The following is a 26338-nucleotide window of genomic DNA, read 5'->3' as shown; positions in this document are numbered from 1 at the left end:
GCGTTTGCCGGGTCGCGCCGCGCCGGTCGCGGCACCCGGCTTTGCTAAACTCCACGGTCCATGCCGCCCCTTCCCTTCCCCGTTCCGCCGCTGCCCAAGTCCGGCCAGCTCCGCGCGCACTGGCGCGCTCCCGCCTCCTCCACCGCACTGGCCTGGCACATCGCCTGCGCCGCGTCCGCGCACCGCGGGCCGTTGCTGGTGGTGGCCCGCGACAACCAGAGCGCGCATCAGCTCGAAGCCGATCTGCACAGCCTGCTCGGCGACGACGCCAGCCTGCCCGTGGTGCCGTTCCCGGATTGGGAAACCCTGCCCTACGACCAGTTCAGTCCGCACCCGGACATCGTCAGCCAGCGCCTGGCGGCGCTGCACCGGCTGCCGACGCTGACCCAGGGCATCGTGGTGGTGCCGGTGCAGACGCTGATGCAGCGGGTGGCGCCATTGCGCTACATCGTCGGCGGCAGTTTCGACCTGCGCGTGGGCCAGCGCCTGGACCTGGACGCGGAGAAGCGCCGGCTGGAAAGCGCCGGCTACCGCAACGTGCCGCAGGTGATGGACCCCGGCGATTTCGCCGTGCGCGGCGGCCTGCTCGACGTGTACCCGATGGGCACCGATGCGCCGCTGCGGATCGAACTGCTGGACGAGGACATCGATTCGATCCGCGCCTTCGACCCGGAATCGCAGCGCTCGCTGGACCATGTGCAAGCGGTGCGCATTCTGCCCGGGCGCGAGGTGCCGATGGACGATGCCAGCGTGGAGCGGGTGCTCACGGCGCTGCGCGAGCGCTTCGACGTCGATACCCGGCGCAGCGCGCTGTACCAGGACCTGAAGGCCGGGCTGGCGCCGTCGGGCATCGAGTACTACCTGCCGCTGTTCTTCCAGGAGACGCGCAGCAGCGGCGCGCGCGAGGCCACCGCCACCCTGTTCGACTACCTGGGCGAGCACGTGCTGCCGCTGATCGCCCCGGGCGTGGGCGCCGCGGCCGATGCGTTCTGGACGCAGACCCAGGCCCGTTACGAGCAACGCCGCCATGACGTGGAGCGTCCGCTGCTGGCACCGGAGGAGCTGTATCAGGCGCCGGACACCTTGCGCGAGCGTCTCAACGGACTGCCGCGCATCGACGTGTGGGCCGCCGACCATCCGCGCATCGACGAGGCGCAGGCGCTGGGCGACCAGCCCCTGCCGCCGCTGCCGGTCGCGGCCAAGGACGCCGCGCCGGCCGCGGCACTGAAGAGCTTCCTCGACCACTACCCGGGCCGGGTGCTGATCGCCGCCGACTCGCCGGGCCGCCGCGAGGCGCTGCTGGAGGTGTTGGCGGCTGCGGACTTGAAGCCGGAGGTGTTGCCGAACTTCGCTGCATTCCTCCCTTCTCCCACCGGTAGAAGGTGGCGCGAAGCGGTGGATGAGGGTGCGGCTTCTGCACCATCTTCATCGAAGAAGACTGCTTCGTCCGCATCTTCTACAGCAGCACAGGCAAAACTCCCTGGCAGTCGTACCCTCACCCCAACCCCTCTCCCGGAAGGAGAGGGGCTTGATGCTGCGCGCTTCGCCATTGCGGTGGCGCCGCTGGACGACGGCTTCGCGCTGGAGGCGCCGCGCATCGCGGTGCTGACCGAGCGCCAGCTGTTCCCCGAGCGCGCCAGCCAGCCGCGGCGCAGCCGGCGGGTCGGGCGCGAGCCGGAAGCGATCATCCGCGACCTGGGCGAGCTGTCCGAGGGCGCGCCGATCGTGCACGAGGACCATGGCGTCGGCCGCTACCGCGGGCTGATCGTGCTCGATGCCGGCGGCATGCCCGGCGAGTTCCTGGAAATCGAATACGCCAAGGGCGACCGCCTGTACGTGCCGGTCGCGCAATTGCACCTGATCAGCCGCTACTCCGGCGCCTCGGCCGAGACCGCGCCACTGCATTCGCTGGGCGGCGAGCAATGGACCAAGGCCAAGCGCAAGGCCGCCGAGAAGGTGCGCGACGTGGCCGCGGAGCTGCTGGAGATCCAGGCGCGCCGCCAGGCCCGTGCCGGGCTGGCGCTGCAGGTGGACCGTGCGATGTACGAGCCGTTCGCCGCCGGTTTCCCGTTCGAGGAGACGCCCGACCAGTTGGCCGCGATCGACGCCACCCTGCGCGACCTGGCCAGCAGCCAGCCGATGGACCGCGTGGTGTGCGGCGACGTCGGCTTCGGCAAGACCGAGGTCGCGGTGCGCGCGGCCTTCGCCGCGGCCAGCGCCGGCAAGCAGGTGGCGGTGCTGGTGCCGACCACGCTGCTGGCCGAACAGCACTACCGCAACTTCCGCGACCGCTTCGCCGACTATCCGCTCAAGGTCGAGGTGCTGTCGCGCTTCAAGAGCAGCAAGGAGATCAAGGCCGAACTGGAGAAGGTCGCCGCCGGCAGCATCGACGTGATCGTCGGTACCCATCGCCTGCTGCAGCCCGACGTGAAGTTCAAGGACCTGGGCATGGTCATCGTCGACGAGGAGCAGCGCTTCGGCGTGCGCCAGAAGGAAGCGCTGAAGGCGCTGCGCGCCAACGTGCATCTGCTCACCCTCACCGCCACGCCGATCCCGCGCACCTTGAACATGGCCATGGCCGGCCTGCGCGACCTGTCGATCATCGCCACCCCGCCGCCGAACCGGCTGGCGGTGCAGACCTTCGTTACCCAGTGGGACAACGCGCTGCTGCGCGAAGCCTTCCAGCGCGAACTGGCGCGCGGCGGCCAGCTGTACTTCCTGCACAACGACGTGGAGAGCATCGGCCGCATGCAGCGCGAGCTGAGCGAGCTGGTGCCGGAGGCACGCATCGGCATCGCCCACGGGCAGATGCCCGAGCGCGAACTGGAAAAGGTGATGCTGGATTTCCAGAAGCAGCGCTTCAACGTGCTGCTGTCGACCACCATCATCGAATCGGGCATCGACATCCCCAACGCCAACACCATCGTCATCAACCGCGCCGACCGCTTCGGCCTGGCGCAGTTGCACCAGTTGCGCGGCCGCGTCGGCCGTTCGCACCACCGCGCCTACGCCTATCTGCTGGTACCGGACCGGCGCAGCATCACCCCCGATGCGCAGAAGCGACTGGACGCGATCGCCTCGATGGACGAACTGGGCGCCGGCTTCACTCTCGCCACCCACGACCTGGAAATCCGCGGCGCCGGCGAACTGCTGGGCGAGGACCAGAGCGGGCAGATGGCCGAGGTCGGCTTCAGCCTGTACACCGAGCTGCTGGAACGCGCGGTGCGCAGCATCCGCCAAGGCAAGCTGCCGGATCTGGACGCCGGCGAGGAAGCGCGCGGCGCCGAAGTGGAACTGCACGTGCCGGCACTGATCCCCGACGACTACCTGCCCGACGTGCACACCCGCCTCACCTTGTACAAGCGCATTTCCAGCGCCCGCGACAGCGACGGCCTGCGCGAACTGCAGGTGGAGATGATCGACCGCTTCGGCCTGCTGCCGGATCCGGTGAAGCACCTGTTCGCGATCGCCGAACTGAAGCTGCAGGCCAACGCGCTGGGCATCCGCAAGCTGGAACTCGGCGAGCACGGCGGGCGCCTGGTGTTCGAGGCCAAGCCGAACGTGGATCCGATGACCATCATCCAGATGATCCAGAAGCAGCCCAAGCTGTACGCGATGGACGGCCCGGACAAGCTGAAGCTCAAGCTGCCGCTGCCGGAAGCGGCCGATCGCTTCAATGCCGCACGCGGCCTGCTGACCGCGCTGTCGCCGCGCTGAGCGGCGCGGGCGATCCTGCCCGCGTCTGTTCACGCACCATCGGCCGCCGCACACGGGCCGTACTCTTTTCGTTCTGAAATACCGCCGCCACGTGCGGCGGCGTACGGCGCCTGCAGCTTGCACAACACCTGAACGCAGCGATCTTCACGTGAAGACCAAAGGACGCGCCCTGCGCGGCTTTTTTGACGTCCTCACGCCCTCTCGATTGGCACGGCACGTGCAACAGGACTGCAGGCACACCGCTCTGAGCCGTTATGGGATGCGCATCTTGCGTTGATCTGAACCACTCAGGCTTGTGTGCGGCGTGGGAGACAAATGCTTCACGCGCGCCAAATATTTCTAAATATTTCCTGTCCGCGCCGATATCGCTCTTACCGAAGCCGGCGATCCGGCTTTCCCCTCTTCCCTGCAGGAGACCCGCCATGCGCTCGACGCCCCCCGACGAACAGGATCCGCCACTGCAGCTGATCGTGGACGGCGACATGACCATCCGCCGTGCGGCCGAACTGAAGCCGCTGCTGCTGCCCGCGCTGGAGCATCCCGGCGGCCTGCGCCTGCAGTTGCAGGAGGTGACCGACATCGACGCCACCGGCGTGCAGCTGCTGCTGGCCACCCAGGCCGCACTGCGCGCGCTGGGGCGGCCGTTCCAGCTCGAGGGCTGCAGTACGGCGGTCGGCGATGCGCTCGCCCTGCTCGGCCTCGACGACGCCTTCGAGTGCGTCGGCGCCGACACTCTTCACTAATCGGCAGCACGACATGAACATGGATCAATTGCTGCAGACCTTCATCGCCGAGAGCCGCGACCTGCTCGAGGACATGGAACGCAATCTGCTGGAAGCCGAGCGCGGCGAAGCCGGTCCCGATGCGGTCAACGCGATCTTCCGCGGCGCCCACACCATCAAGGGCTCCGGCGGCCTGTTCGACCTGGCGCAGTTGGTCGGCTTCACCCACGTGGTGGAGAGCGTGCTGGACCTGGTGCGCGAGCATGCCGTCACATTGGATTCGGACTTGATCCAACTGATGCTGGCCTGCTGCGACCAGATCCGTGCGCTGGTGGAAGCCGCCGCCGGCGCCGAGGCCGACGAAGCCACGCTGGTCGCCCAAGGCGCACCGCTGCTGGAACGCCTGCAGACCTATTTGCAACCTGCCGCTGCGCCCACCGGCGCGGCGGGCGCAGCGGCGGCGGCAACGCCCGCCACGCCGGCAGCGCCCGCGCACACCGGCTACTGGCGGATTTCGCTGCAACTGTTCGCCGACGCGCTGCGTTTCGGCAATTCGCCGCTGCATCTGATCCGCTGCCTGCGCAGCCTCGGCAGCCTCGAAGCGGTGCGCACCCGCCACGAGCGCGTGCCGGCGCTGCCGGAACTGGATCCGGAGGCCTGCTACCTGGGCTTCGACATCCTGTTGCGCAGCGATGCGCAACAGGCCGCGATCGAGGACATCTTCGAGTTCGTGCGCGACGACTGCGACCTGCAGGTGCTGGCGGTGGAGCCGAACGGCGACGCCGCCAACCTGGACCTGCCATTGCTGGTGGCCGAAGCCGGCAGCCAGGCCAGCGCCGACGATTTCGCCGGGTTCGAAAGCGTCGACGCCCCGGCGGCCGCGCCCGCCGCCGCCGCACCGGCCATGGCCAGTGCGCCGGCCGCGGCCGCGAATGCCACCGCCAGCGCCGGCACCGCCAAGGCCGCGGGCGCACGTGGCGAAGGTGGCTCGATCCGCGTCGACGCCGACAAGCTCGACCGCATGATCGACCTGGTCGGCGAATTGATCATCGCCGTCGCCAGCACCGGCGCCAATGCGCAACGCACCGGCGATGCGCAGTTGCTGGAATCCACCTCGATCCTCGCCGGCCTGGTCGAGGAAGTGCGCGAAAGCGCGCTGCAGCTGCGCATGGTCAAGATCGGCGCCACCTTCAACCGCTTCCACCGCGTGGTCCACGACGTCGCCCGCGAACTGGGCAAGGACATCGCCCTGGTGGTCAACGGCGAGGACACCGAGCTGGACAAGTCGGTGGTGGAGAAGATCGCCGATCCGCTGACCCACCTGGTGCGCAACGCCATGGACCACGGCATCGAACCGGCCGAGGTGCGCCAGGCGCGCGGCAAGCCGGTGCGCGGTACGGTGCGGCTCAACGCCTTCCACGATTCCGGCAGCGTGGTCATCCAGATCAGCGACGACGGCGGCGGTCTCAACCGCGACCGGATCCTGGCCAAGGCGCTGGAGCGCGGCCTGATCGAACCCGGCCGCCAGCTCTCCGACCGCGAGGTGTTCGCGCTGATCTTCGAGCCGGGCTTCTCCACCGCCGAAAAGGTCACCAACCTGTCCGGCCGCGGGGTCGGCATGGACGTGGTCAAGCGCAACATCACCGCGCTGCGCGGCAGCGTGGACATCAGCAGCCAGCAGGACGTGGGCACCACCATCTCGGTGCGCCTGCCGCTGACGCTGGCGATCATCAACGGCTTCCAGGTCGGGGTCGGCAAGTCGGTGTTCGTGGTGCCGCTGGACGCGGTCGAGGAATGCGTGGAATTCGCGCCGAACTACCAGAGCGAGTACATCGACCTGCGCGGCAACGTACTGCCCTACGTGCGCCTGCGCTCGCTGTTCGCCATCGCCGGCGCGCCGCCGGCGCGCGAGAGCATCGTGGTGATCCGCCAGGGCGCGCAGCGTTTCGGCCTGGTGGTCGACACCCTGCTCGGCGAGTGGCAGACCGTGATCAAGCCGCTTTCCAAGGTGTTCGCGCAGGTCAAGGGCATCAGCGGTTCGAGCATCCTCGGCAGCGGCGGGGTCGCGCTGATCCTGGACGTGCCGTCGCTGCTCGGCCAGTTGCAACCCGGCGCCGAATCGCTGGCGGCCTGAGCCGTCGCGCCGCCGGTCATTCCCCCGCCGCACCCTTCATCAGGAATCCTTGTCATGTCCCAGAACCGGACGCTCCCGTTCCCGCTCTCGACGGCCGCCATCGTCGCCGTCGCCCTGCCTGCCGCCGCAACCATCGCGGCGCTGGCGCTGCCGCTGGCCGGCGGCCTCGCCTGGACGCTGGTCGCCGTGGCCACGCTGGCCGCCGCCGCGGTACTGGGCCGCAGCGTGCGCGCAGCGCAGCAAGCGGCCGCGGCCGCGCAGCGCGAACTGGAAGTGGCCCGCACCGGCCTGCAGGCGCTGGCGCAGGGCGAACTGGATCGCGTGGACGTGGCGGCGGCGGGCGGCAGCGAGATCGGCCAGGCCCTGCTCGCCGCGCAGCGGCCGCTGCGGCAGCTGCAGGCCGACGTGGCCCACATGGCCAGTGCGCACGCCGCCGGCGACTGCGACGTGATGCTGGACGCGGCAAGCGCCAACGGCGCCTACCGCATCGTGGCCGGCGACATCAATCAGCTGGTCGGCGGCCACATCGGCCTGTGCAAGCAGGCGATCGACTGCGTGGGCGAGTTCGGCCGCGGCAACTTCTCCGCTCCGCTGGCCGCGTTCCCGGGCAAGAAGGCCTTCATCAACGACACCATCGAGCAGGTGCGGCGCAACATGCTCGGCCTGATCGCCGAGATGCGCCGCGTCTCCGAGCAGCACGAAGCCGGCGAGATCGACGCCAGCATCGACAGCGCGCACTTCCAGGGCGACTTCCGCAGCGTGGCCGAGGGCATCAACCGCATGGTCGGCAGCCACATCGCGGTCAAGAAGCAGGCGCTGGGCGTGGTCGCCGAGTTCGGCCGCGGCAATTTCGACGCGGGCATGCCGCAGCTGCCCGGCAAGAAGGCCTTCATCAACGAGACCCTCGAGCAGGTGCGGCGCAACATGCTCGGCCTGATCGCCGAGATGCGCCGCGTCTCCGAGCAGCACGAAGCCGGCGAGATCGACGCCAGCATCGACAGCGCGCACTTCCAGGGCGACTTCCGCAGCGTGGCCGAGGGCATCAACCGCATGGTCGGCAGCCACATCGCGGTCAAGAAGCAGGCGCTGGGCGTGGTCGCCGAGTTCGGCCGCGGCAATTTCGACGCGGGCATGCCGCAGCTGCCCGGCAAGAAGGCCTTCATCAACGAGACCCTCGAGCAGGTGCGCGGCAACTTCAAGCGCCTGATCGGCGAGATCGCGCGCATGTCCGAGGAACACGACAGGGGCGACATCGACGTGCAGATCGACTGCACGCACCTGGACGGGCAGTTCTGCGCCATCGGCAAGGCCATCAACCGCATGGTCGCCGCGCACATTGCCGTCAAGAAGCAGGCGCTGAGCGTGGTCGCCGAGTTCGGCCGCGGCAACTTCGACGCACCGATGCCGCAGCTGCCCGGCAAGAAGGCCTTCATCAACGAGATCATCGAACAGACCCGCGGCAACCTGCGCAGCGTCGGCGACGTGATCAAGGTGATGGGCGCGATGGCCGAGGGCGACCTCAGCCGCCAGGTGCAGGGCCATTACGAAGGCGCCTTCGCCGACATGCAGCGCTACGTCAACGCCACCATCGACAAGCTCACCAGCATCGTCACCGAGGTCAACGGCAACGCCGCCACCCTGGCCAGCGCCGCCGAAGAACTGTCGGCGACCGCGCAGTCGCTGAGCCAGGCGGCCAGCGAGCAGGCCGCGGGCGTGGAGGAGACCAGCGCCTCGCTGGAGCAGATGACCGGCTCGATCGCGCAGAACGCCGAGAACGCCAAGATCACCGACGGCATGGCCGGCAAGGCCTCGCGCGAGGCCGCCGAGAGCGGCGAGGCGGTGCGCGCCACCGTCGCCGCGATGAAGGAGATCGCCCGCAAGATCGGCATCATTGACGACATTGCCTACCAGACCAACCTGCTGGCGCTGAACGCGGCGATCGAGGCCGCACGCGCCGGCGAGCACGGCAAGGGCTTCGCCGTGGTCGCCGCGGAGGTGCGCAAGCTGGCCGAGCGCAGCCAGGTGGCCGCGCACGAGATCGGCGATGTCGCCGGCACCAGCGTGAACCTGGCCGAGACCACCGGGCGCCTGCTCGGCGAGATGGAACCGTCGATCCGCCGTACCTCCGACCTGGTGCAGGAAATCACCGCCGCCTCCGAAGAACAAAGCACGGGCGTCGGCCAGATCAATGCCGCGGTGGTTCAGCTCAGCCAGACAACACAGCAATCCGCTGCCAACGCTGAAGAATTGGCCGCCACGGCCGAAGAAGTAAGCAGCCAGGCAGAACAGTTGCAAACGCTCATGAGCTTCTTCACCACCGGCGCCACCACCTCCCCGGCGCCGGCCCCGCAACCGCGACGCCTACCGATGTCGACGCAGCGCGCACCACGCGCCCGCAGCTTCGGTGGCCCGGCGGCCACCGCCCAGGCCGCGCGCCTGGAAGAAGCGGCATTCGTTTCGTTCTGAACTCTCTCCGTCCCGGCCTGTCAGGCCGGGGACTTTTCACCCGCACAGGTACACCGGCATGTCCAACTCCCTTTCGCTGTCCTCCAAGCTGTGGACCGGTTCGGCCATCGCCGTCGCGCTGCCATTGGCCGCCGCCGCGTGCGGGTTCGCGCTCGGCCTGCCCGCCGGGCAGACCCTGGCGCTGAGCATCGGCGCCACGGTGATCGCCGCCGCGGTGCTGGCCTATACCGTCCACGCCATCACCCGCTCGCTGCGGATCGCCACCACCACCCTGGCACGCTTCGCCACCGGCAATTTCGAGGTGGTGATGCCGACCATACGCAACGATCAGGCCTGCGAAGTACTGCTGGCGCTGCGCCAAGTGCAGACCGGGGTGCGCCAGATCAACGACGAGATCGTGCGCATGTCCGCGCAGCATGACGCCGGCGACATCGACGTGGTGATCGACAGCCAGCGCTTCGACGGCGAGTTCAAGGTCATCGCCGAAGGCATCAACCGCATGGTCGGCGACCACATCGCCACCAAGAAGAAGGCGCTGGCCTGCGTGGCCGAATTCGGCCGCGGCAATTTCGAGGCACCGCTGGAGACGTTCCCGGGCAAGAAGGTCTTCATCAACGAGATCATCGAGCAGGTGCGTCGCAATCTGCTGGGGCTGATCACGCAGATGAAGCACATGTCGGCCCAGCACGATGCTGGCGACATCGACGTGGCGATCGAGAGCCACCGCTTCGAAGGCGACTTCCGCAGCATGGCCGACGGCATCAACCGCATGGTCGGCGACCACATCGCCACCAAGAAGAAGGCCATGGCCTGCATCGCCGAGTTCGGCCGCGGCAACTTCGACGCGCCGCTGGAAGCCTTTCCGGGCAAGAAGGCGTTCATCAACGACACGGTCGAACAGGTGCGCTCCAACCTGCGCGCGCTGATCCGCGACACCAGCCTGCTGGCCGACGCGGCCGCGGCCGGGCGCCTGGACGTGCGTGCCGACGGCAGCCAGCACCATGGCGACTTCCGCCGCATCGTCGATGGCATCAACCTGACCCTGGATACGGTGATCGGGCCGATCAACGATGTCGGCGCCGTGCTCAAGGCGATCGAGGACGGCGACCTGACCCGGATGGCGGACGTGCAGTGCCAGGGCAAGCTGAAGGAACTGTGCGACAGCATCAATGCCACCGTCGCGCGGCTGGCGCAGGTGGTCGGCGAGGTCAACATCAACGCCGAGGCGCTGGCCAGCGCCTCCGAGCAGGTGAGCGCCACCGCGCAGTCCTTGAGCCAGGCGGCCAGCGAGCAGGCCGCCGGCGTGGAAGAGACCAGCGCGTCGCTGGAGCAGATGACCGCGTCCATCGCGCAGAACACCGAGAACGCCAAGGTCACCGACAGCATGGCCGCCAAGGCCGCGCGCGAAGCCAACGAAGGTGGCGATGCGGTGCGCTCGACGGTGGCGGCGATGAAGCAGATCGCGCAGAAGATCGGCATCATCGACGACATCGCCTACCAGACCAACCTGCTGGCGCTGAACGCGGCGATCGAGGCCGCACGCGCCGGCGAGCACGGCAAGGGCTTCGCGGTGGTCGCCGCGGAAGTGCGCAAGCTGGCCGAACGCAGCCAGGTGGCCGCGCAGGAGATCGGCCAGGTGGCCGAATCCAGCGTGGAACTGGCCGAGAACGCCGGCAAGCTGCTGGACCAGATGGTGCCGTCGATCCGCCGCACCTCCGACCTGGTGCAGGAGATCACCGCCGCCTCCGAGGAACAGACCTCCGGCGTCGGCCAGATCAACGCTGCGGTCGGCCAGCTCAACCAGACCACCCAGCAGGCCGCGGCCAACTCCGAGGAACTGGCCGCCACCGCCGAGGAAATGAGCGGCCAGGCCGAGCAGTTGCAGCAACTGATGAGTTTCTTCCGTACCAACCAGGTCGTGGCGCCGCGGCGTCCGACCGCCGTCCCCAGCGTCCCGTCCCGCAAGGCGGCGCCTGCGCGCAAACGTGGCTTCGGGGAGGTCGGCCTGGCGCTAGTGTCGGCGCCGGACGAAGCCCACTTCGATACGTTCTGACAATCACTTCCACGACATCACATCCAGGGGGATCACGATGTTTCAGCACATGAAAATCGGCACGCGTATCGGCATCGGCTTCGGCCTGGTGTTGCTGCTGTTGCTGGGGACCGGCATTTTCGCCACGATGCAGATGGCCCGCATCAACGGCTCCTCCACCGAGTTGGCCACCAACTGGCTGCCCAGCGTACGCAACGTCGAGGAGATGAGCGCGAATTTCAACAAGCTGCGTCTGCTCGAGCTGCAACGGGTCGTCGCCACCAGTCCGGCCGAGATGCAGGACTACGACACGCGCATGATCAAGACGCTCGAGGCCTTCGAGAACAACAAAAAGGCCTACATCCCGCTGATCTCTTCGCCCGAGGAGCAGGCGCTGTACGCGGATTTCGCCAAAAAATTCGACCGCTACAGCGAACTGCACAGAGAGCTGCTGGCGCTCACCGCGCAGGCAAAGACCCAGGAGGCGACGGCCGTGCTGAACGGTGAGCAGCGGCAGATCTTCCGTAGCACCGCCGAGGCGATCGACAAGCTGGTGGACCTGAACGTCAAGGGCGGCCAGGACGCCAGCGACAGCGGCGACGAACTCTATGCGTCCGCGCGCTCGCTGATCATCGCCACCATCGTGGTGGCCGTGCTGCTGGGCGCGGTCGTGGCGTTCTTCATCGTGCGCATCCTCACCCGCCTGCTGGGCGGCGAGCCGGCCTACGTGGCCGAGATCGCCAACAAGGTGGCGCAGGGCGACCTCAACCTGGAGGTGGCGGTGCGCGCCAACGACACCGGCAGCGCGCTGTATGCGATGCGGACCATGGTCGAGCGGCTGAAGCTGGTGATCGACGGCCAGCGCCGCGTGGTCGCGGCGGCCAACCGCGGCGACTTCTCCGAGCGCATCGCGCTGGACGGCCTGGCCGGGTTCCAGCGTGAGATGGGCCAGGGCCTGAACGAGCTGGCGACCACCACCGGCGGCAGCATCCAGGACGTGGTGCGGGTGATGGGCGGCCTGGCCGAGGGCGACCTGACCCAGAGCATCGACAAGCACTACGACGGCGCCTACGCCGAGATGAAGAACTACATCAACGACACCATTGCGCGCCTGTCGCAGGTGGTCAGCGAGGTCAACAGCAATGCCGAATCGCTGGCCAGCGCCTCGGAAGAGGTCAGCGCCACTGCGCAGTCGCTGAGCCAGGCGGCCAGCGAGCAGGCCGCCGGCGTGGAGGAGACCAGCGCTTCGCTGGAGCAGATGACCGCATCGATCTCGCAGAACACCGAGAACGCCAAGATCACCGACGGCATGGCCAGCAAGGCCTCCAGCCAGGCGCTGGACGGCGGCGAATCGGTGCGTGCGACCGTGCAGGCGATGAAGCAGATCGCGCAGAAGATCGGCATCATCGACGACATCGCCTACCAGACCAACCTGCTGGCGCTGAACGCGGCGATCGAGGCCGCGCGTGCCGGCGAGCACGGCAAGGGCTTCGCCGTGGTGGCCGCGGAAGTGCGCAAGCTGGCCGAACGCAGCCAGATCGCGGCGCAGGAAATCGGCGATGTCGCCAGTTCCAGCGTCGAACTGGCCGAGAACGCCGGCAAGCTGCTGGACGAAATGGTGCCGTCGATCAAGCGCACCTCCGACCTGGTGCAGGAGATCACCGCCGCCTCCGAGGAACAGACCTCCGGCGTCGGCCAGATCAATGCCGCGGTCGGCCAGCTCAACCAGACCACCCAGCAGGCCGCGTCCAACTCCGAGGAACTGGCCGCCACGGCCGAGGAGATGAGCGCGCAGGCCGAGCAGCTGCAGCAGCTGATGAGCTTCTTCAAGGTGCAGGGCACCCCGCCGGCCAGGACCGCGGCGCGGCGTCCCGGCACCGTGCGCGGCCGCAGCGGGCACGCCGGGGCCAAGCCGATCGCACGCGTCGCCAACGGCCAACTGGTCCTGGCCGACTCGCTCGACGAAGCCCACTTCGAAACCTTCTGAGACATGGCCATGAACGCTCCCGCTTCGCTCTCACCCTCCGACGCCGGCGACCTGGCGACGGACCAGTTCCTGACCTTCCTGCTCGGCAAGGAAATGTTCGGCGTCGGCATCCTCGGCATCAAGGAGATCATCGAGTACCGCACGCCGACCGACGTGCCGATGATGCCGCCCGCCCTGCGCGGGGTGATCAACCTGCGCGGCGCGGTGGTGCCGGTGGTGGATCTGCAGCAACGCTTCGGCCGTGCGCCCAGCGAGATCAGCAAGCGCACCTGCATCGTCATCATCGAAGTCGCCAGCGGCGAGGAGCGCCAGGTGCTCGGCCTGCTGGTGGACGCGGTCAGCGAGGTGCTGGAGATCGCCACGGCGGACATCGCGCCGCCGCCGGCGTTCGGCACCGGCATTCGCCGCGATTTCATCCACGGCATGGGCAAGGTCGGCGAGCGGTTCGTGATCCTGCTCGCCGCCGACGCGGTGCTGGCGCCTCAGGAGTTCGCCAGCATGGCCGGCCTCGACGCCCACGTGGAAGAAGGCATCGCCCCCTCAGCGGCCTTCGCCGCGTAGCGCCCTGCCCTTTCCTCGAAACGGATTTCGCATGCCCACGCCCCCCGACACCGCCGCCCTGCACCACTTCGGCACGGTCCTGGTGGTCGACGACAGCCAGGTCCAGCGCGAACATGCGCTGGCGCTGTGCCTGCGGATGGGCGCGGTGGCGGTGGAAGGCGCGGCGGACGGCCATGCCGCGCTGGCGCGGGTGACCGAGGGTTTGCCGCTGGGGCTGCTGATCGTGGATCTGGAGATGCCCGGCATGGACGGTGTGCAATTGCTCGATGCACTCGCCCGCTGCGGCGCGCGCGTGCCGATCGTGGTCGCCTCGCAGCGTGGCGCGGCCTTGATCGACTCGGTGTTGCAGGTCGGCCGCAGCAACGGCCTGCAGGTGCTGGCGGGATTGGAGAAGCCGCTGCGCGCCGCCCAGCTCGCGGCCGCGGTGCGCGCCCACGCGCCGCCGACCCCGGCGCCGCGGAACGAGGCCGAGGCCCCGGGCGAGGCGACCATGGCGGCGATGCTGCGCGAGGCGCTGCAGCGCGGCGAGATCGAGGTGGCCTACCAGCCCAAGGTGGACATGCGCAGCGGCCGGGTCGGCGGCGTGGAAGCGCTGGCGCGCTGGCGCCATCCCAGCGCCGGTCCGATCGCGCCGGACCGCTTCATCGCCGTGGCCGAGCGCGAGGGCCTGATCCACGCGCTCACCGCCTGCGTCGCCGACCAGGCGCTGGCGCGGCTGGCGGCGTGGAAGCAGGACGGGTTTCAGCTGACCCTGGCGCTGAACCTGTCGCCGCGGATGCTGCAGGATCCGAACCTGCTCGACGAACTGCTCGGGCTGCTGCGCAAGCATGGCCTGGCGCCATCCGACCTGGTGCTGGAGATCACCGAGAGTTCGCTGGTCTGCGGCAGCGCGCTGGGCATGCTGGCGCGGCTGCGGCTGCAGGGCTTCGGCCTGTCGCTGGACGACTACGGCACCGGCTTCTCCTCGCTGCAGCAACTCACCCGCATTCCTTTCACCGAGTTGAAGATCGACCGCATCTTCGTCCACGACGCACACCGCAGCCGCAACCTGCGCACGGTTCTGGAATCGGCGCTGGGCATGGCCCAGCGGCTGGGCCTGCACACCGTCGCCGAGGGCATCGAAACGGTGGAGGACTGGACCCTGCTGCAGGAGCTGGGGTGCGACTTCGGCCAGGGCTACCTGCTGGCGCGCCCGCTGGGGGGCGGCGCGCTGCACGCCTGGCTGCTGGAGCACCAGCGCCTGCTGCAGGAACACGGCCCCACCGGCGCCGCCAGCGCCCCCACTTCCGCCTCCACTCACTGACCGGCCACGACCATGACCAGCCACGACACCATCACCGAGCAGGAATTCGGCCGGTTCCAGCGTTTTATCTTCGACGCGGCCGGCATCACCATCTCGCCGGCCAAGAAGGCCATGCTGTGCGGACGCCTGGGCAAGCGCCTGAAGGCGCATTCGCTGCAGACCTACACCCAGTACCTCAAGCTGCTGGAAAGTCGCGAGGGCAGCGGCGAGGTGCAGACCGCCATCGACCTGCTGACCACCAACGAAACCTACTTCTTCCGCGAGCCCAAGCACTTCGATCTGCTACGCAGCGTCGCCGCCGCGCATACCGGCAGTGCGCCGTTCCGCTGCTGGAGCGCAGCCAGTTCCAGCGGCGAGGAAGCCTACAGCATGGCCATGGTGCTGGACGACACCCTGCAGGGCCGTCCCTACGAGGTGGTCGGCACCGACATCAGCACCCGCGTGCTGGAAAAGGCGCGGACCGGCCACTACCCGCTGATGCGCATCGAGCACATGCCGCCGGCCATGCTCAAGCGCTACTGCCTCAAGGGCCGTGGCGAGTACGAGGGTAGCCTGCTGATCGACCGCAAGATCCGCGACCACGTGCGCTTCCTGCACGCCAACCTCAACGCGCCGCTGCCCAACCTGGGCCAGTTCGACGTGGTGTTCCTGCGCAACGTGATGATCTACTTCAACGCCCAGACCAAGCGCGAAGTGGTGACGCGGGTGCTCGGCGCGCTCAAGCGCGGCGGCATCTTCTGCATCGGCCACTCCGAGAGTCTCAACGACGTCAACAGCGACGTGGTGCAGATCGCGCCGTCGGTGTACCGCAAACCATGAAGGCCGCCGTGCCAGGAGGGAACCCCGCATGACCACGATCAAGGCCATGGTGATCGACGATTCGGCGGTGGTGCGCCAGGTACTGGTCGCCGTGCTCAATGACGCGCCCGGCATCGAGGTGATCGCCGCCGCGGCCGATCCGCTGCTGGCGATGGACAAGATGCGCCAGCAATGGCCGGACGTGATCGTGCTGGACGTGGAGATGCCGAAGATGGATGGCATCACCTTCCTGCGCAAGATCATGAGCGAGCGCCCCACCCCGGTGGTGATCTGCTCCACGCTCACCGAGAAGGGCGCGCGGGTGACCATGGATGCGCTGGCCGCCGGCGCGGTGGCGGTGGTGACCAAGCCCAAGCTGGGGCTCAAGCAGTTCCTCACCGACTCGGCCGAGGAAATGATCGCCACGGTGAAGAGCGCCGCGCGCGCCAACGTCAAGCGCCTGTCGGCGCGTCCGGCGGTGGCGCCGGCCGAGCCGGAGATCAAGCACACCGCCGACGTGATCCTGCCGGCGCAGGGCAATCGCCCGCTGTCGCAAACCACCGAACGGGTGGTGGCGATCGGCACCTCCACCGGCGGCACCCAGGCGCTGGAGGAAGTGCTGACCGCGCTGCCGCGGGTCAGCCCGGGCATCGTCATCGTCCAGCACATGCCGGAGAAGTTCACCGCCGCCTTCGCCGCGCGCCTGGACACGCTGTGCCAGATCTCGGTGAAGGAAGCGGCCAACAACGACCGCGTGGTTCCCGGGCGCGCGCTGATCGCGCCGGGCGGCAAGCACATGCTGTTGCGGCGCAGCGGCGCGCAGTACTTCGTCGAGGTGCTGGACGGGCCGCCGGTGAACCGGCACCGGCCGTCGGTGGACGTGCTGTTCCGCTCCGCCGCACGCGCCGCCGGCGGCAACGCGCTGGGCATCATCATGACCGGCATGGGCGACGACGGCGCGGTCGGCCTGCTGGAGATGCGCCAGGCCGGCGCGCGCACCGTGGCCCAGGACGAACAGAGCAGCGTGGTGTTCGGCATGCCCAAGGAAGCGATCAAGCGCGGCGGCGCGGAGAAGATCCTGCCGCTGAACGCGATGGCGCGCGAGATCGGCCAGCAGTTGAGCTAGCAACCAACGCGGCGTTGACCGGACCGTAGGAGCGGCTTCAGCCGCGACGGCGCGTTTCGGTAAAAGCGCAGAGCTAGCAACCAAAAGCCGCGTTTGCTGTAGGAGCGGCTTCAGCCGCGACCGAGCTTTCCCATGGAAAGCCCGTCGCGGCTGAAGCCGCTCCTACGACGCAAGCAGGCTACGCACTGCGACCGCAGCAGCCAACCGACACCCGCGCACCCGCAAAGAAGTGCGCGGCATGCAGCACGCGCACCGCCCCCACAAGCCTCATCAACCCGAGTTGATGTGCTCCTTGCAGTACAGGCGCCGGTAGGCGCTGGGGGTCATGCCCAGGCGCTGGCGGAACACGCGCCGGAAATAGCCGCTGTCGCTGAAACCGGCGCGCTGCGCAACGTCGTCCACCGCACAGGTATTGACCAGCAGCAGCTTCTCGGCGAAGGCGATGCGCTGGCGGTGGATCGCCTCGGTCAGCGTGGTGCCGAAGCTGCGCCGGTAGATGCGCCCCAGGTAGTCCGGATTGCAGTGCAGCTGCGCGGCCAGCGACGAGGCGGTGAGCGCGGTGTGGAACTGGGTGCCGATCAGCTGCTTGGCACGGTAGGCCAGCGCCACCCCAGCGCGCTCGGACGCATGCGGATCCGGCCAGGCACCGGCCACGCATTGCAGCATCGACAGCACGATCGGCTCGAGCATCGGCAGCGTGCGCCGTTCCTCCTGCTCGGCCAGGAACCAGCGGAACAGGCCGACGAAACGGTCCGGATCGCGGATCGCGGTGCGCTGCGGCATCGACAGCGGCACCGCGTGGTCCGCCGGCGCCACGCCCGGTTCCAGTTCGAAATGCACCCAGTAGAACCGCAGGTCGTCCGGGAACTGGCCCAGCCCGGCATGCGCACGGCCGGGCCACAGCAGCAGCGTCTCGCCGGCGCCCACGTGGAAGTCGTTGTCCTGTTCGCGAATCGAGAGGACGCCGCGCTCGACGAAGATCAGCTCGTAGGACTGGATGACCCGTGCCGGATGCGCACCCACCCCGCGGGAGATGAACAGCCCTCCGTTCTGGACCCGGATCGGATAGGCGACAGCGAATTCGAGCATGTCGGAAACGTCTCCCTTTGTCTGTGCCGCGCTGCACTGCAGCAATCGAATGCGCGGTGCTGCCCATGGGCAAATCGGCCGCCATGGTCGGAATCGTACCGGTTTTATACCGCACAGACTCTTGTCGCAGTGGCGTCGCCATGCCACTTTGCGCTGGCGCCGGACCGGGCGCGCCAGGAGCCGCCCGTTGAACGCGACCGCCATCGGCCACGCCGCCGCAGACGCCGCACCGGCCGCCGCCACGCCACGCCTGTCGCGCCTGGAGAAGTTCGGCTATGGCCTCGGCGATGCTGGCGGCACGGTGGTCACCTGCCTGATCGCCAACTTCCTCACCTTCTTCTACACCGACGTGTTCGGCCTGACCCCGGCGCTGGTCGGCACCCTGTTCACCGTGCTGCGCGTGGCCGACGCGGTGTCCGATCCGGTGATGGGCCTGATCGCCGACCGCACCCGCAGCCGCTGGGGCCGCTTCCGTGCCTGGCAACTGTGGGTCGCGCTGCCGATCGGCATCGCCTGCGTGCTGACCTTCAGCGCGCCGCAGCTGAGCGCCGGCGCGAAGATCGCCTACGCCTTCGCCAGCTATTTCCTGCTGTCGCTGTGCTACACCGCGATCAACGTGCCCTACTGCGCGCTGATCAACAGCATGACCGGCGACCACCGGGACGTGGTCTCGGCGCAATCCTGGCGCTTCGTGCTGTGCGGCATCGCCGGCTTCCTAGTGTCGGTCGGGCTGCCATGGCTGGTGCGGGAACTGGGCAACGGCGACGCCGCGCGCGGCTACCAGCTCGGCGTGGGCGTGCTGGCCGCGCTGGCGGTGGCGATGTTCCTGTGCTGCTTCTTCGCCGTGCGCGAGCGCGTGCCGGTCAGCCTGCTCGGCGGCGCCGGCATCGGCGCGCACCTGCGCGGCCTGCTGCGCAACGACCAGTTGCGGCTGGTGCTGCTGATGTCGTTCCTGCTGATCAATGTGTACAACATCCGCGGCGGCGCCTATCTGTACTTCATCACCTACGTGCTCGGCGGCAGCAGCGGCTATGCCTCGCTGTTCTTCGCGATGGTGGCGCTGGCCACGGTGCTCGGCGCGATCGTGGTCAACGCGCTGTGCCGCCGCTTCGACCCGCTGGCGCTGTACCTGCACACCAACCTGGCGCTGGCCGTGTTCGGCGTGGCGCAATGGTGGCTGCCCACCGGGCCGGCGCAGCAGACGCTGTGGCTGGGGGTGATCTTCGTGCACTGCCTGGTGCTGGGTTTCGCGCTGCCGCTGCACTTCTCGCTGATGGCCTTCGCCGACGACTACGGCGCCTGGAAGAACCGGGTGCGCTCCTCGGGCATCAACTTCGCCTTCAACCTGTTCTGCATCAAGCTGGCGTGGGCCTCGAGCGCGGTAGTGATCAGCGCGCTGTTCGTGTACGCCGGCTACCGCGCCGGCGCCGCGCAGCAGAGTCCCGCGTCGCTGCAGGCCATCACCCTGCTGGAAACCCTGATCCCCGCCGGCCTGCACCTGCTGCTGGCCGCGGTGATCCTGCGCTGCAGGTTGCGCCGGCCGCTGCTGTCCAGCATCGCCGCCGACCTCGCCGCACGCCCGGTGCACTGACCTTCCCCACCCTCCAGGATCTCCGCTCCATGCCGCATTTGCCCGCGCCGTCCCCGGAACTGCCGCTCGCCCACCTGCGCATCGCCGATCCGTTCTGGCAGCGCTACCAGCGCCTGGTGCAGGAGGTGGTGCTGCCCTACCAGTGGGACGCGCTCAACGACAAGGTCGCCGATGCCGAACCCAGCCACGCCATCGAGAACTTCCGCATCGCCGCCGGCCGCAGCGACGGCGCGTTCTACGGCATGGTGTTCCAGGACAGCGACGTGGCCAAGTGGCTGGAGGCGGTGGCCTACCTGCTGGCGCAGCATCCGGACCCGGCGCTGGAGCGCGATGCCGATGCCACCATCGAACTGATCGGCGCCGCGCAGCAGGCCGACGGCTACCTCAACACCTACTTCACGGTGAAGGCGCCGCAGGAACGCTGGAGCAACCTGGCCGAATGCCACGAGCTGTATTGCGCCGGGCACATGATCGAGGCCGGCGTGGCCTACTTCCAGGCCACCGGCAAGCGCGCCCTGCTGGACATCGTGTGCCGGCTCGCCGACCACATCGATGCCGTTTTCGGCCCTGGCCCGACGCAGTTGCACGGCTACCCCGGGCATCCGGAGATCGAACTGGCGTTGATGCGCCTGTACGAGGCCACCGGCGAGGCGCGCTACCTGGCACTGGCACGTTATTTCGTCGAACAGCGCGGCACCACGCCACACTACTACGACGAAGAGTACGCCAGGCGCGGCCACACCTTCTTCTGGGGCGGGCACGGCCCGGCCTGGATGATCCAGGACAAGGCCTACAGCCAGGCACACCTGCCGGTGGCGCTGCAGGACACCGCGGTCGGCCATGCGGTGCGTTTCGTGTACCTGTACGCAGGCGTGGCGCACCTGGCCCGGCACAGCGGCGACGCCACCCTGCGCGCGGCCTGCGCGCGGCTGTGGGACAACGCCACGCAGCGACAGATGTACCTGACCGGTGCGATCGGCGCGCAGAGCTACGGCGAAGCCTTCAGCGTCGACTACGACCTGCCCAACGACACCGCCTACAACGAGAGCTGCGCCTCGATCGGGCTGATGATGTTCGCCAACCGCATGCTGCAGCTGGCACCGGACGGTCGCTACGCCGACGTGATGGAGCGGGCGCTGTACAACACCGTGCTGGGCGGCATGGCCCTGGACGGACGCCACTTCTTCTACGTCAATCCGCTGGAAGTGCACCCGCCCACGGTGCACGGCAACCACACCTTCGACCACGTCAAGCCGGTACGCCAGCGCTGGTTCGGCTGCGCCTGCTGCCCGCCCAACATCGCCCGCGTGCTGACCTCGCTCGGCCACTACATCTACACCCGCCGAGACGACACCCTGTACGTGAATCTCTACGTCGGCAGCGATGCGCGGTTCGAGGTCGGCGCGCAGACCCTGACCCTGCGCCAGCGCGGCGAGTATCCATGGCAGGACACGATCGCCTTCGACGTGGAGTGCAGCGCACCAGTGGACGCGGCAGTGGCACTGCGTTTGCCGGACTGGTGCCAGGCGCCGCAGCTGCGGCTCAACGGCGAGCCGGTAGCGATCGAGGCGCACCGCCAGCATGGCTACTGCGTGCTGCGCCGGCGCTGGCAATCCGGCGACACCGTGCAACTGCGCCTGCCGATGCCGCCGATGCGGGTCAGCGGGCATCCGCGCGTGCGTCACCTGGCCGGCAAGGTCGCGGTGCAGCGTGGACCGCTGGTGTACTGCCTGGAGCAGGCCGACAACGGCGCCGACCTGCATCAGTTGCGCCTGCCGGCCAGCGCCACGCTGCAGGCCGTGCCCGGCAGCGGCGCGCTGGACGGCCAGGTGCTGCTGCAGGCCACGGGCGAGCGCCTGCACGGCGATGCCGACGCCGCGGCCTCGCCGCTGTATCGCTACGACGCGCCGCCGCCGGCGCGGCAGCCGCAGACCCTGACCTTCGTGCCCTACTTCGCCTGGGCCAATCGCGGCGAGGGCGAGATGCGGGTGTGGGTGGACGCCAGCGACGGCTGAAGGCATCGCTGCGGGACGCAGCGTGTAGGAGCGGCATCAGCCGCACAAGGGGACAAGAGCCGCTCCTGCCGGGCACGCTGCATCCGGGTGAATCGTGGCGGAAGCAGGTCGCCGACGCGACGCCTGCGTGCGACGCTCCACCGGCCGCGTCGCATGCCCGCAACGACCGGCACACGCTCTAAGCTAGGGCCATGGATGCCCTGGCCCCCGTCGCAGCGCCGTTCGCCCGCCTCGCCCTCGGCGCGCATGGCATCGCCGTGCCGGACGCCTGGCTGCTGGCGTTCGAGGTCGGGGCCTTCGACAGCGAAGATTTCCAGCGCCACGGCTTGCAGCGGCCGGCGTCGATCGCGCGCAGCGTGCGCAAGCGCCAGGCCGAATATCTGGCCGGTCGGCGCGCGGCGCTCGCCGCGCTGCGGGCCGCAGGCAGCGCGGCAACCGATCTTCCGATCGGTGACGACCGCGCGCCAGTCTGGCCGGCCGGCTTCCTCGGCAGCCTCTCGCACACCGACGGCCTTGCGGTCGCCATCGCCTTGCCGGCATCCGCCGGGGCACATGGCATCGGCCTGGACGTGGAACGCGTGGTCGCGGCGGACCAGCTCGAGGCGATCCGCAGCGTGGCCCTGGACGCCAGCGATTGCGCCGCGCTGGCCGGCCTGGCCCGCGCCCGCGGCTGGCCGTACGCGCTGACCCTGGGCTTCTCGGCAAAAGAGAGTTTCTACAAGGCTGCGGCGGCGACCGTCGGCCGCTTCTTCGACTTCGACGCCTTGCGCATCGAAGGCTGCGATCCGCACAGCGGCAGCGTGGACACGCGCATCGCCGCGCCGCTGGCGCCGGCCTTGCCGGTTGGACAAGTGCATCGCCTGCGCTGGGTGGACGTGCAGCCCGGCCTGCTGCTCACCAGTTGCGTCTGGTAGCGCGTACTGGCGCCAACCCCTAGCAACTCATGAAGCATGCGACACGCCGCGCATTGCGCGCACTCGCACTGCGCCGTCTCGCCAGACCACGAAGACGCGCCGCCTGCCGCGGCGCCATGCACTCACACCGCGGCCAGGATCTGCTCGCGCCGGCGCACATACTCCGCGGCGTCGATCAGCCCTTGCGCCTTCAACTGCTCCAGCGCGCGCAGGCGCTGCTCGACCGAGGCGGTGGGCGGCAGTGGCGGCGGCGCGGCCGCCGGCCGACGCCGCTGGGCGCGGATCGCCAGCCACACCACCACAGCGATCAGCAGCGGGAAGGCGAGCACGACCAGGAGGACGAGCCAGTGCCAGATGCTGAATCCACCCATGACGTCCTCCTGACGACCGCGCGCCGGGCCGGGCGCTTACTTCGCCTTGCCCTGATTGGCCACCGCCTCGGCTGCCTTCTTCGCCGCTTCCGGATCGCCCAGGTAGCGGTAGGACTGCACCTGCAGGGTGTCGTCCAGTTCGAACAGCAGCGGGATGCCGGTGGGGATGTTGAGTTCGAGGATCTCCTCGCGCGACACGTCGTTCAAGTACTTGTACAGCGCGCGCAGCGAGTTGCCGTGGGCGGTGACCAGCACGGTCTGCCCGGCCTTGAGCTGCGGCGCGATGGCGTCGTGCCAGTACGGCAGCACGCGCTCGAGCGTGGTCGCCAACGACTCGGTGGCCGGCAAGGCGTTGCGGTCCAGGGTGGCGTAGCGGCGATCGTGCAGCGGATGGCCCGGATCCTCGGCGTCCATCGGCGGCGGCGGAATATCGTAGGAGCGGCGCCAGATCTTGACCTGGTCCTCGCCGTGCTTGGCCGCGGTCTCGGCCTTGTCCAGGCCCTGCAGGCCGCCGTAGTGGCGCTCGTTGAGGCGCCAGCTCTTGTGCACCGGCAACCAGTCCTGGTCCAGTTCCTTCAGCGCGCCCTGCAGGGTGTGGATGGCGCGTTTGAGCACGGAGGTATGGGCGACGTCGAACTGCAGGCCCTCCTCGCGCATCAGCCGGCCGGCGGCCACGGCTTCCTGGCGGCCCTGCTCGGTCAGGTCGACATCGACCCAGCCGGTGAAGCGGTTATCCAGGTTCCACTGGCTCTGGCCATGGCGCAACAGTACGAGTTTGCGGGTCACTGCGACGGTCTCCGTTGGGGGATGCGTGGATGGTGCAGCCCTGGATTGTAGCTCTTGGCTGGGAATGGGGAATCGGGAATGGGGAATGGCAACGGCTGGGTTCTCCAGCAAATCGGGCAGTCGGGCGCCGCCTGATCGCCAGAGCCGCGCGCGAACAAGCTTTCACGATTCCCCATTCCCGGCTCCCCACTCCCAGCCTCTCCACACCCCAGCCACGACCGCAGCGCGATCATTTACGCATGGAGACTTCCACGCACCCCGTGTTCGGCGACTGGGACGGCAGCATCGTGCAGGCGCGTGCGCTGCAGGCGACCCTGGCGCGCCAGGTCAGCCTGCAGGACGCGGTTCCCGACCCGCCGCGCTGGCTGGCCGGTTTCGACGTCGGCTTCGAGGACGACGGCCAGGTCACCCGCGCCGCCGCGGTGCTGCTCGATGCGCAGACCCTGCAGTTGCACCAGGCCGAGATCGCCCGCGTACCCACCTCGATGGCCTACGTGCCCGGCCTGCTCAGCTTCCGCGAACTGCCGGCGCTGCTGGCCGCGTTGGGCCTGCTGCGGCAACGCCCGGACCTGGTGTTCGTCGATGGCCAGGGCATCGCGCATCCGCGCCGGCTCGGCATCGCCGCGCACTTCGGCGTGGTCACCGGGCTGCCCAGCATCGGCGTGGCCAAGACCCTGCTGGCTGGCCGCTTCGAGGAACCCGGCGCGCAGGCCGGCGACCACAGCCCCATCGTGCACCGCGGCGAAGTGGTCGGCTGGGCGCTGCGCAGCAAATTGCGCTGCAATCCGCTGATCGTCTCGCCAGGCCACCGCGTGGCGGTGGACAGCGCGCTGCACTGGACCCAGCGCTACCTGCGCGGCTACCGCCTGCCGGAACCGACCCGGCTGGCCGACCGGCTGGCCTCGCGCCGCGGCGAGATGCCGGCGCCGGCCGCGGACACCCGATCGCTGTTCTGAACCGGGCGCTGCGGCCGGCAGCCGCGTCGCTCAGCGGTTGCTGATGTTGATGCCAGTGTCGACGATCTGGATGTACATGCCCGCCGGACGCGGACGCGCGAGGAACTGGAGGTTGACGCCGGCGATGCCGCTGGCGGCGGCGCAATTGGCGGTCGACATGCCGATCGCCGTGTAGCGGACATTGGTGCGCAGGGTCGGGCCGGCGATGCGATGGCCGTTGGACACCGCATAACAGCCGGCGCCCTGTCCGCCGGTGACCAGCAAGGCCTTCGCGTCCCACAGATCGTTGATGATCTCGGTGGGCACGTTCATGTCCGGCACGCCTTGCGCCTGGGCGGAAAACCCCGCGCAGGCGATGAGGGCCAGGCCAAGGCGCGCCCAGACCGGGCGGCGACAGCGGATGTGCGATGCGACATTCTTCATGTGTGTACTCCGTCGGGGGAAGAGGGATCGATGCAGCGCCACGGGCCGTGCGCGCGTATGACCGGCCACGACGCGCGCCGATTATTCACAGGCCATTCGCCGCGTTGCAGACAAGACGCGCGCGCAATTCGCACTATGCGATTCCGGGACACCGGTATAACCGCGCGACATAGCGCGAATGCATCGCGGATCGGCCCGCCGCGCATGAGCGCATGCGGGACAGTCCGTCTTGCCATGGCACCGCACTGCAGCCGCTGCGCATGCGAAGCTTCGCTTCCGTTTTTGCGACTGCGAGCGTCCGCATGCCCACCCTCATCGCCCCCCGCGTCCACGATATCGGCGGCTTCGAAGTGCGTCGCGCCGTTCCCAGCGTGCAGGCGCGCAGCGTCGGTCCCTTCGTCTTCATCGACCACATGGGGCCGGCGGTGTTCGAGCCGGGGCACGGCGTGGACGTGCGCCCGCATCCGCACATCGGCCTGGCCACGGTCACCTTCCTATGGTCCGGCGAGATCGGCCACCGCGATTCGCTCGGCTCGGACCAGGTGATCCGCGCCGGCGACGTCAACTGGATGACCGCCGGGCGCGGCATCTCCCACTCCGAACGCACGCCGACCGCGCTACGCGCGCATGCGCACCCGCTGCACGGCATGCAGACCTGGGTGGCGCTGCCGAAATCGGCGGAAGAGACCGCGCCGGCGTTCTACCACCACGCCGCCGCCAGCCTGCCGCAGCAACGCCGCGACGGCGCCTGGCTGCGGGTGATCGCCGGCCGCGCCTACGGCGAGGAATCGCCGGTGACGGTGTTCGCCGACACCCTCAACGTGGCCCTGGATCTCGACGCGGACGCGGAACTCGACCTGGACGCCCGCCACGCCGAGCGCTCGCTGTACATCCTGGAAGGCGAGGCGCAACTGGATGGCGTGGACATCCCGGCGCGGCATCTGGTCCTGCCCGAGCCGGGCGCGCGCGGTCGGCTGCGCGCCAAGACCCCGCTCAAGGCGATGCTGATGGGCGGCGAACCGCTGGATGGGCCGCGCCACCTGTGGTGGAACTTCGTGTCCAGTTCGGTGGAGCGCATCGAGCAGGCCAAGCAGGACTGGCGCGAGGGCCGCTTCGGGACGATCCCGGGCGACGACCAGGAATTCATCCCGCTGCCCGAACCGGGCCGCTGAGACCCCAATCGCCGCCACAGCGGAGCGGCCCGTGCGGTCGCCATCGCTCCCTCTCCCGTCCCTCGTCCGCCGGCGCCGCATTCCATAAAGACCTGCCTGTCGGCGCAGCGAGGCGGGTGCCGCCACGCCATACCGCGCGTGCGGATATCCCGGAATCCGCATCCCAATTGTCAGC

Annotated in this window: 19 protein-coding genes; 15 read left to right on the top strand and 4 right to left on the bottom strand. The window is 69.0% G+C overall.

Annotated elements, in window-relative coordinates:
- Positions 1 to 60: 60 nt before the first annotated feature.
- The 10 genes from mfd to M3U25_RS03360 all read left to right on the top strand — a co-directional run bounded on the left by mfd (position 61) and on the right by M3U25_RS03360 (position 16846).
- Positions 61 to 3717: a transcription-repair coupling factor gene (gene mfd, locus M3U25_RS03405; RefSeq protein WP_355500196.1), complete on the top strand. Its 3657-nt coding sequence runs from the start codon at positions 61 to 63 to the stop codon at positions 3715 to 3717.
- A 422-nt stretch (positions 3718 to 4139) separates the two neighbouring features.
- Positions 4140 to 4460 carry an STAS domain-containing protein gene (locus M3U25_RS03400; protein WP_355500199.1) on the top strand — a complete coding sequence of 107 codons (321 nt, stop codon included), beginning with the start codon at positions 4140 to 4142 and terminating at the stop codon, positions 4458 to 4460.
- Positions 4461 to 4473: 13 nt separating this feature from the next.
- Positions 4474 to 6573: a chemotaxis protein CheA gene (locus M3U25_RS03395; RefSeq protein WP_355500202.1), complete on the top strand. Its 2100-nt coding sequence runs from the start codon at positions 4474 to 4476 to the stop codon at positions 6571 to 6573.
- A gap of 414 nt (positions 6574 to 6987) precedes the next feature.
- Positions 6988 to 9039: a methyl-accepting chemotaxis protein gene (locus tag M3U25_RS03390; RefSeq protein ID WP_355500401.1), complete on the top strand. Its 2052-nt coding sequence runs from the start codon at positions 6988 to 6990 to the stop codon at positions 9037 to 9039.
- 58 nt (positions 9040 to 9097) lie between these two features.
- On the top strand, positions 9098 to 11092 hold the full coding sequence (locus M3U25_RS03385; RefSeq protein WP_355500205.1) for a methyl-accepting chemotaxis protein: 1995 nt from the start codon (positions 9098 to 9100) through the stop codon (positions 11090 to 11092).
- 49 nt (positions 11093 to 11141) lie between these two features.
- Positions 11142 to 13058: a methyl-accepting chemotaxis protein gene (locus M3U25_RS03380; protein WP_355500207.1), complete on the top strand. Its 1917-nt coding sequence runs from the start codon at positions 11142 to 11144 to the stop codon at positions 13056 to 13058.
- Between the two features lie 9 nt (positions 13059 to 13067).
- The gene (locus M3U25_RS03375; RefSeq protein WP_355500210.1) at positions 13068 to 13619 is read left to right on the top strand and encodes a chemotaxis protein CheW; all 552 of its coding nucleotides are present in this window, start codon (positions 13068 to 13070) and stop codon (positions 13617 to 13619) included.
- A gap of 31 nt (positions 13620 to 13650) precedes the next feature.
- Complete coding sequence (locus M3U25_RS03370; RefSeq protein ID WP_355500213.1) at positions 13651 to 14922, top strand: EAL domain-containing response regulator; 1272 nt, start codon at positions 13651 to 13653, stop codon at positions 14920 to 14922.
- A gap of 12 nt (positions 14923 to 14934) precedes the next feature.
- Positions 14935 to 15741: a protein-glutamate O-methyltransferase CheR gene (locus M3U25_RS03365; RefSeq protein WP_242156883.1), complete on the top strand. Its 807-nt coding sequence runs from the start codon at positions 14935 to 14937 to the stop codon at positions 15739 to 15741.
- A gap of 28 nt (positions 15742 to 15769) precedes the next feature.
- The gene (locus M3U25_RS03360) at positions 15770 to 16846 is read left to right on the top strand and encodes a chemotaxis response regulator protein-glutamate methylesterase (protein WP_242156881.1); all 1077 of its coding nucleotides are present in this window, start codon (positions 15770 to 15772) and stop codon (positions 16844 to 16846) included.
- 270 nt (positions 16847 to 17116) lie between these two features.
- Here the strand turns inward: M3U25_RS03360 and M3U25_RS03355 are convergent, their stop codons facing one another.
- Positions 17117 to 17935, bottom strand: a complete 819-nt coding sequence (locus M3U25_RS03355) for an AraC family transcriptional regulator (protein WP_355500218.1) — start codon at positions 17933 to 17935, stop codon at positions 17117 to 17119.
- Between the two features lie 187 nt (positions 17936 to 18122).
- On the opposite strand from M3U25_RS03355, the gene M3U25_RS03350 reads away from it, so the two are divergent.
- The 3 genes from M3U25_RS03350 to M3U25_RS03340 all read left to right on the top strand — a co-directional run bounded on the left by M3U25_RS03350 (position 18123) and on the right by M3U25_RS03340 (position 22455).
- The gene (locus M3U25_RS03350; protein WP_355500221.1) at positions 18123 to 19526 is read left to right on the top strand and encodes an MFS transporter; all 1404 of its coding nucleotides are present in this window, start codon (positions 18123 to 18125) and stop codon (positions 19524 to 19526) included.
- Positions 19527 to 19555: 29 nt separating this feature from the next.
- Positions 19556 to 21541: a beta-L-arabinofuranosidase domain-containing protein gene (locus M3U25_RS03345; RefSeq protein WP_355500224.1), complete on the top strand. Its 1986-nt coding sequence runs from the start codon at positions 19556 to 19558 to the stop codon at positions 21539 to 21541.
- Positions 21542 to 21732: 191 nt separating this feature from the next.
- Positions 21733 to 22455, top strand: a complete 723-nt coding sequence (locus M3U25_RS03340) for a 4'-phosphopantetheinyl transferase superfamily protein (protein ID WP_355500227.1) — start codon at positions 21733 to 21735, stop codon at positions 22453 to 22455.
- A gap of 122 nt (positions 22456 to 22577) precedes the next feature.
- Here M3U25_RS03340 and M3U25_RS03335 read toward each other — a convergent pair whose 3' ends face one another.
- Together M3U25_RS03335 and gpmA are read right to left on the bottom strand one after the other, a co-directional pair.
- Entirely contained in the window at positions 22578 to 22826 is a 249-nt protein-coding gene (locus tag M3U25_RS03335; protein WP_242156873.1) for an SHOCT domain-containing protein, read from the bottom strand.
- 36 nt (positions 22827 to 22862) lie between these two features.
- Complete coding sequence (gpmA, locus tag M3U25_RS03330; protein WP_019798779.1) at positions 22863 to 23612, bottom strand: 2,3-diphosphoglycerate-dependent phosphoglycerate mutase; 750 nt, start codon at positions 23610 to 23612, stop codon at positions 22863 to 22865.
- A 239-nt stretch (positions 23613 to 23851) separates the two neighbouring features.
- Here gpmA and nfi point away from each other — a divergent pair, with 239 nt between their 5' ends.
- Complete coding sequence (nfi, locus tag M3U25_RS03325) at positions 23852 to 24568, top strand: deoxyribonuclease V (RefSeq protein ID WP_355500231.1); 717 nt, start codon at positions 23852 to 23854, stop codon at positions 24566 to 24568.
- 30 nt (positions 24569 to 24598) lie between these two features.
- Here nfi and M3U25_RS03320 read toward each other — a convergent pair whose 3' ends face one another.
- Positions 24599 to 24991, bottom strand: a complete 393-nt coding sequence (locus M3U25_RS03320; RefSeq protein ID WP_019798000.1) for a hypothetical protein — start codon at positions 24989 to 24991, stop codon at positions 24599 to 24601.
- A 302-nt stretch (positions 24992 to 25293) separates the two neighbouring features.
- On the opposite strand from M3U25_RS03320, the gene M3U25_RS03315 reads away from it, so the two are divergent.
- On the top strand, positions 25294 to 26163 hold the full coding sequence (locus tag M3U25_RS03315) for a pirin family protein (RefSeq protein WP_019798001.1): 870 nt from the start codon (positions 25294 to 25296) through the stop codon (positions 26161 to 26163).
- Positions 26164 to 26338 lie beyond the last annotated feature (175 nt).

Origin of the sequence: Xanthomonas sp. PPL134 (assembly GCF_040595915.1) — a bacterium.
GTDB classification, from domain to species: Bacteria; Pseudomonadota; Gammaproteobacteria; order Xanthomonadales; family Xanthomonadaceae; genus Xanthomonas_A; species Xanthomonas_A indica.
This window is presented reverse-complemented; position numbering and strand designations above follow the sequence as displayed.

Excerpts from the sequence above, each read along its gene's own strand:
- mfd (WP_355500196.1), top strand. The coding sequence starts at position 61 with ATGCCGCCCCTTCCCTTCCCCGTTCCGCCGCTGCCCAAGTCCGGCCAG.
- M3U25_RS03400 (WP_355500199.1), top strand. The coding sequence starts at position 4,140 with ATGCGCTCGACGCCCCCCGACGAACAGGATCCGCCACTGCAGCTGATC.
- M3U25_RS03395 (WP_355500202.1), top strand. The coding sequence starts at position 4,474 with ATGAACATGGATCAATTGCTGCAGACCTTCATCGCCGAGAGCCGCGAC.
- M3U25_RS03390 (WP_355500401.1), top strand. The coding sequence starts at position 6,988 with ATGGCCAGTGCGCACGCCGCCGGCGACTGCGACGTGATGCTGGACGCG.
- M3U25_RS03385 (WP_355500205.1), top strand. The coding sequence starts at position 9,098 with ATGTCCAACTCCCTTTCGCTGTCCTCCAAGCTGTGGACCGGTTCGGCC.
- M3U25_RS03380 (WP_355500207.1), top strand. The coding sequence starts at position 11,142 with ATGAAAATCGGCACGCGTATCGGCATCGGCTTCGGCCTGGTGTTGCTG.
- M3U25_RS03375 (WP_355500210.1), top strand. The coding sequence starts at position 13,068 with ATGAACGCTCCCGCTTCGCTCTCACCCTCCGACGCCGGCGACCTGGCG.
- M3U25_RS03370 (WP_355500213.1), top strand. The coding sequence starts at position 13,651 with ATGCCCACGCCCCCCGACACCGCCGCCCTGCACCACTTCGGCACGGTC.
- M3U25_RS03365 (WP_242156883.1), top strand. The coding sequence starts at position 14,935 with ATGACCAGCCACGACACCATCACCGAGCAGGAATTCGGCCGGTTCCAG.
- M3U25_RS03360 (WP_242156881.1), top strand. The coding sequence starts at position 15,770 with ATGACCACGATCAAGGCCATGGTGATCGACGATTCGGCGGTGGTGCGC.
- M3U25_RS03355 (WP_355500218.1), bottom strand. The coding sequence starts at position 17,935 with ATGCTCGAATTCGCTGTCGCCTATCCGATCCGGGTCCAGAACGGAGGG.
- M3U25_RS03345 (WP_355500224.1), top strand. The coding sequence starts at position 19,556 with ATGCCGCATTTGCCCGCGCCGTCCCCGGAACTGCCGCTCGCCCACCTG.
- M3U25_RS03340 (WP_355500227.1), top strand. The coding sequence starts at position 21,733 with ATGGATGCCCTGGCCCCCGTCGCAGCGCCGTTCGCCCGCCTCGCCCTC.
- M3U25_RS03335 (WP_242156873.1), bottom strand. The coding sequence starts at position 22,826 with ATGGGTGGATTCAGCATCTGGCACTGGCTCGTCCTCCTGGTCGTGCTC.
- nfi (WP_355500231.1), top strand. The coding sequence starts at position 23,852 with ATGGAGACTTCCACGCACCCCGTGTTCGGCGACTGGGACGGCAGCATC.
- M3U25_RS03320 (WP_019798000.1), bottom strand. The coding sequence starts at position 24,991 with ATGAAGAATGTCGCATCGCACATCCGCTGTCGCCGCCCGGTCTGGGCG.
- M3U25_RS03315 (WP_019798001.1), top strand. The coding sequence starts at position 25,294 with ATGCCCACCCTCATCGCCCCCCGCGTCCACGATATCGGCGGCTTCGAA.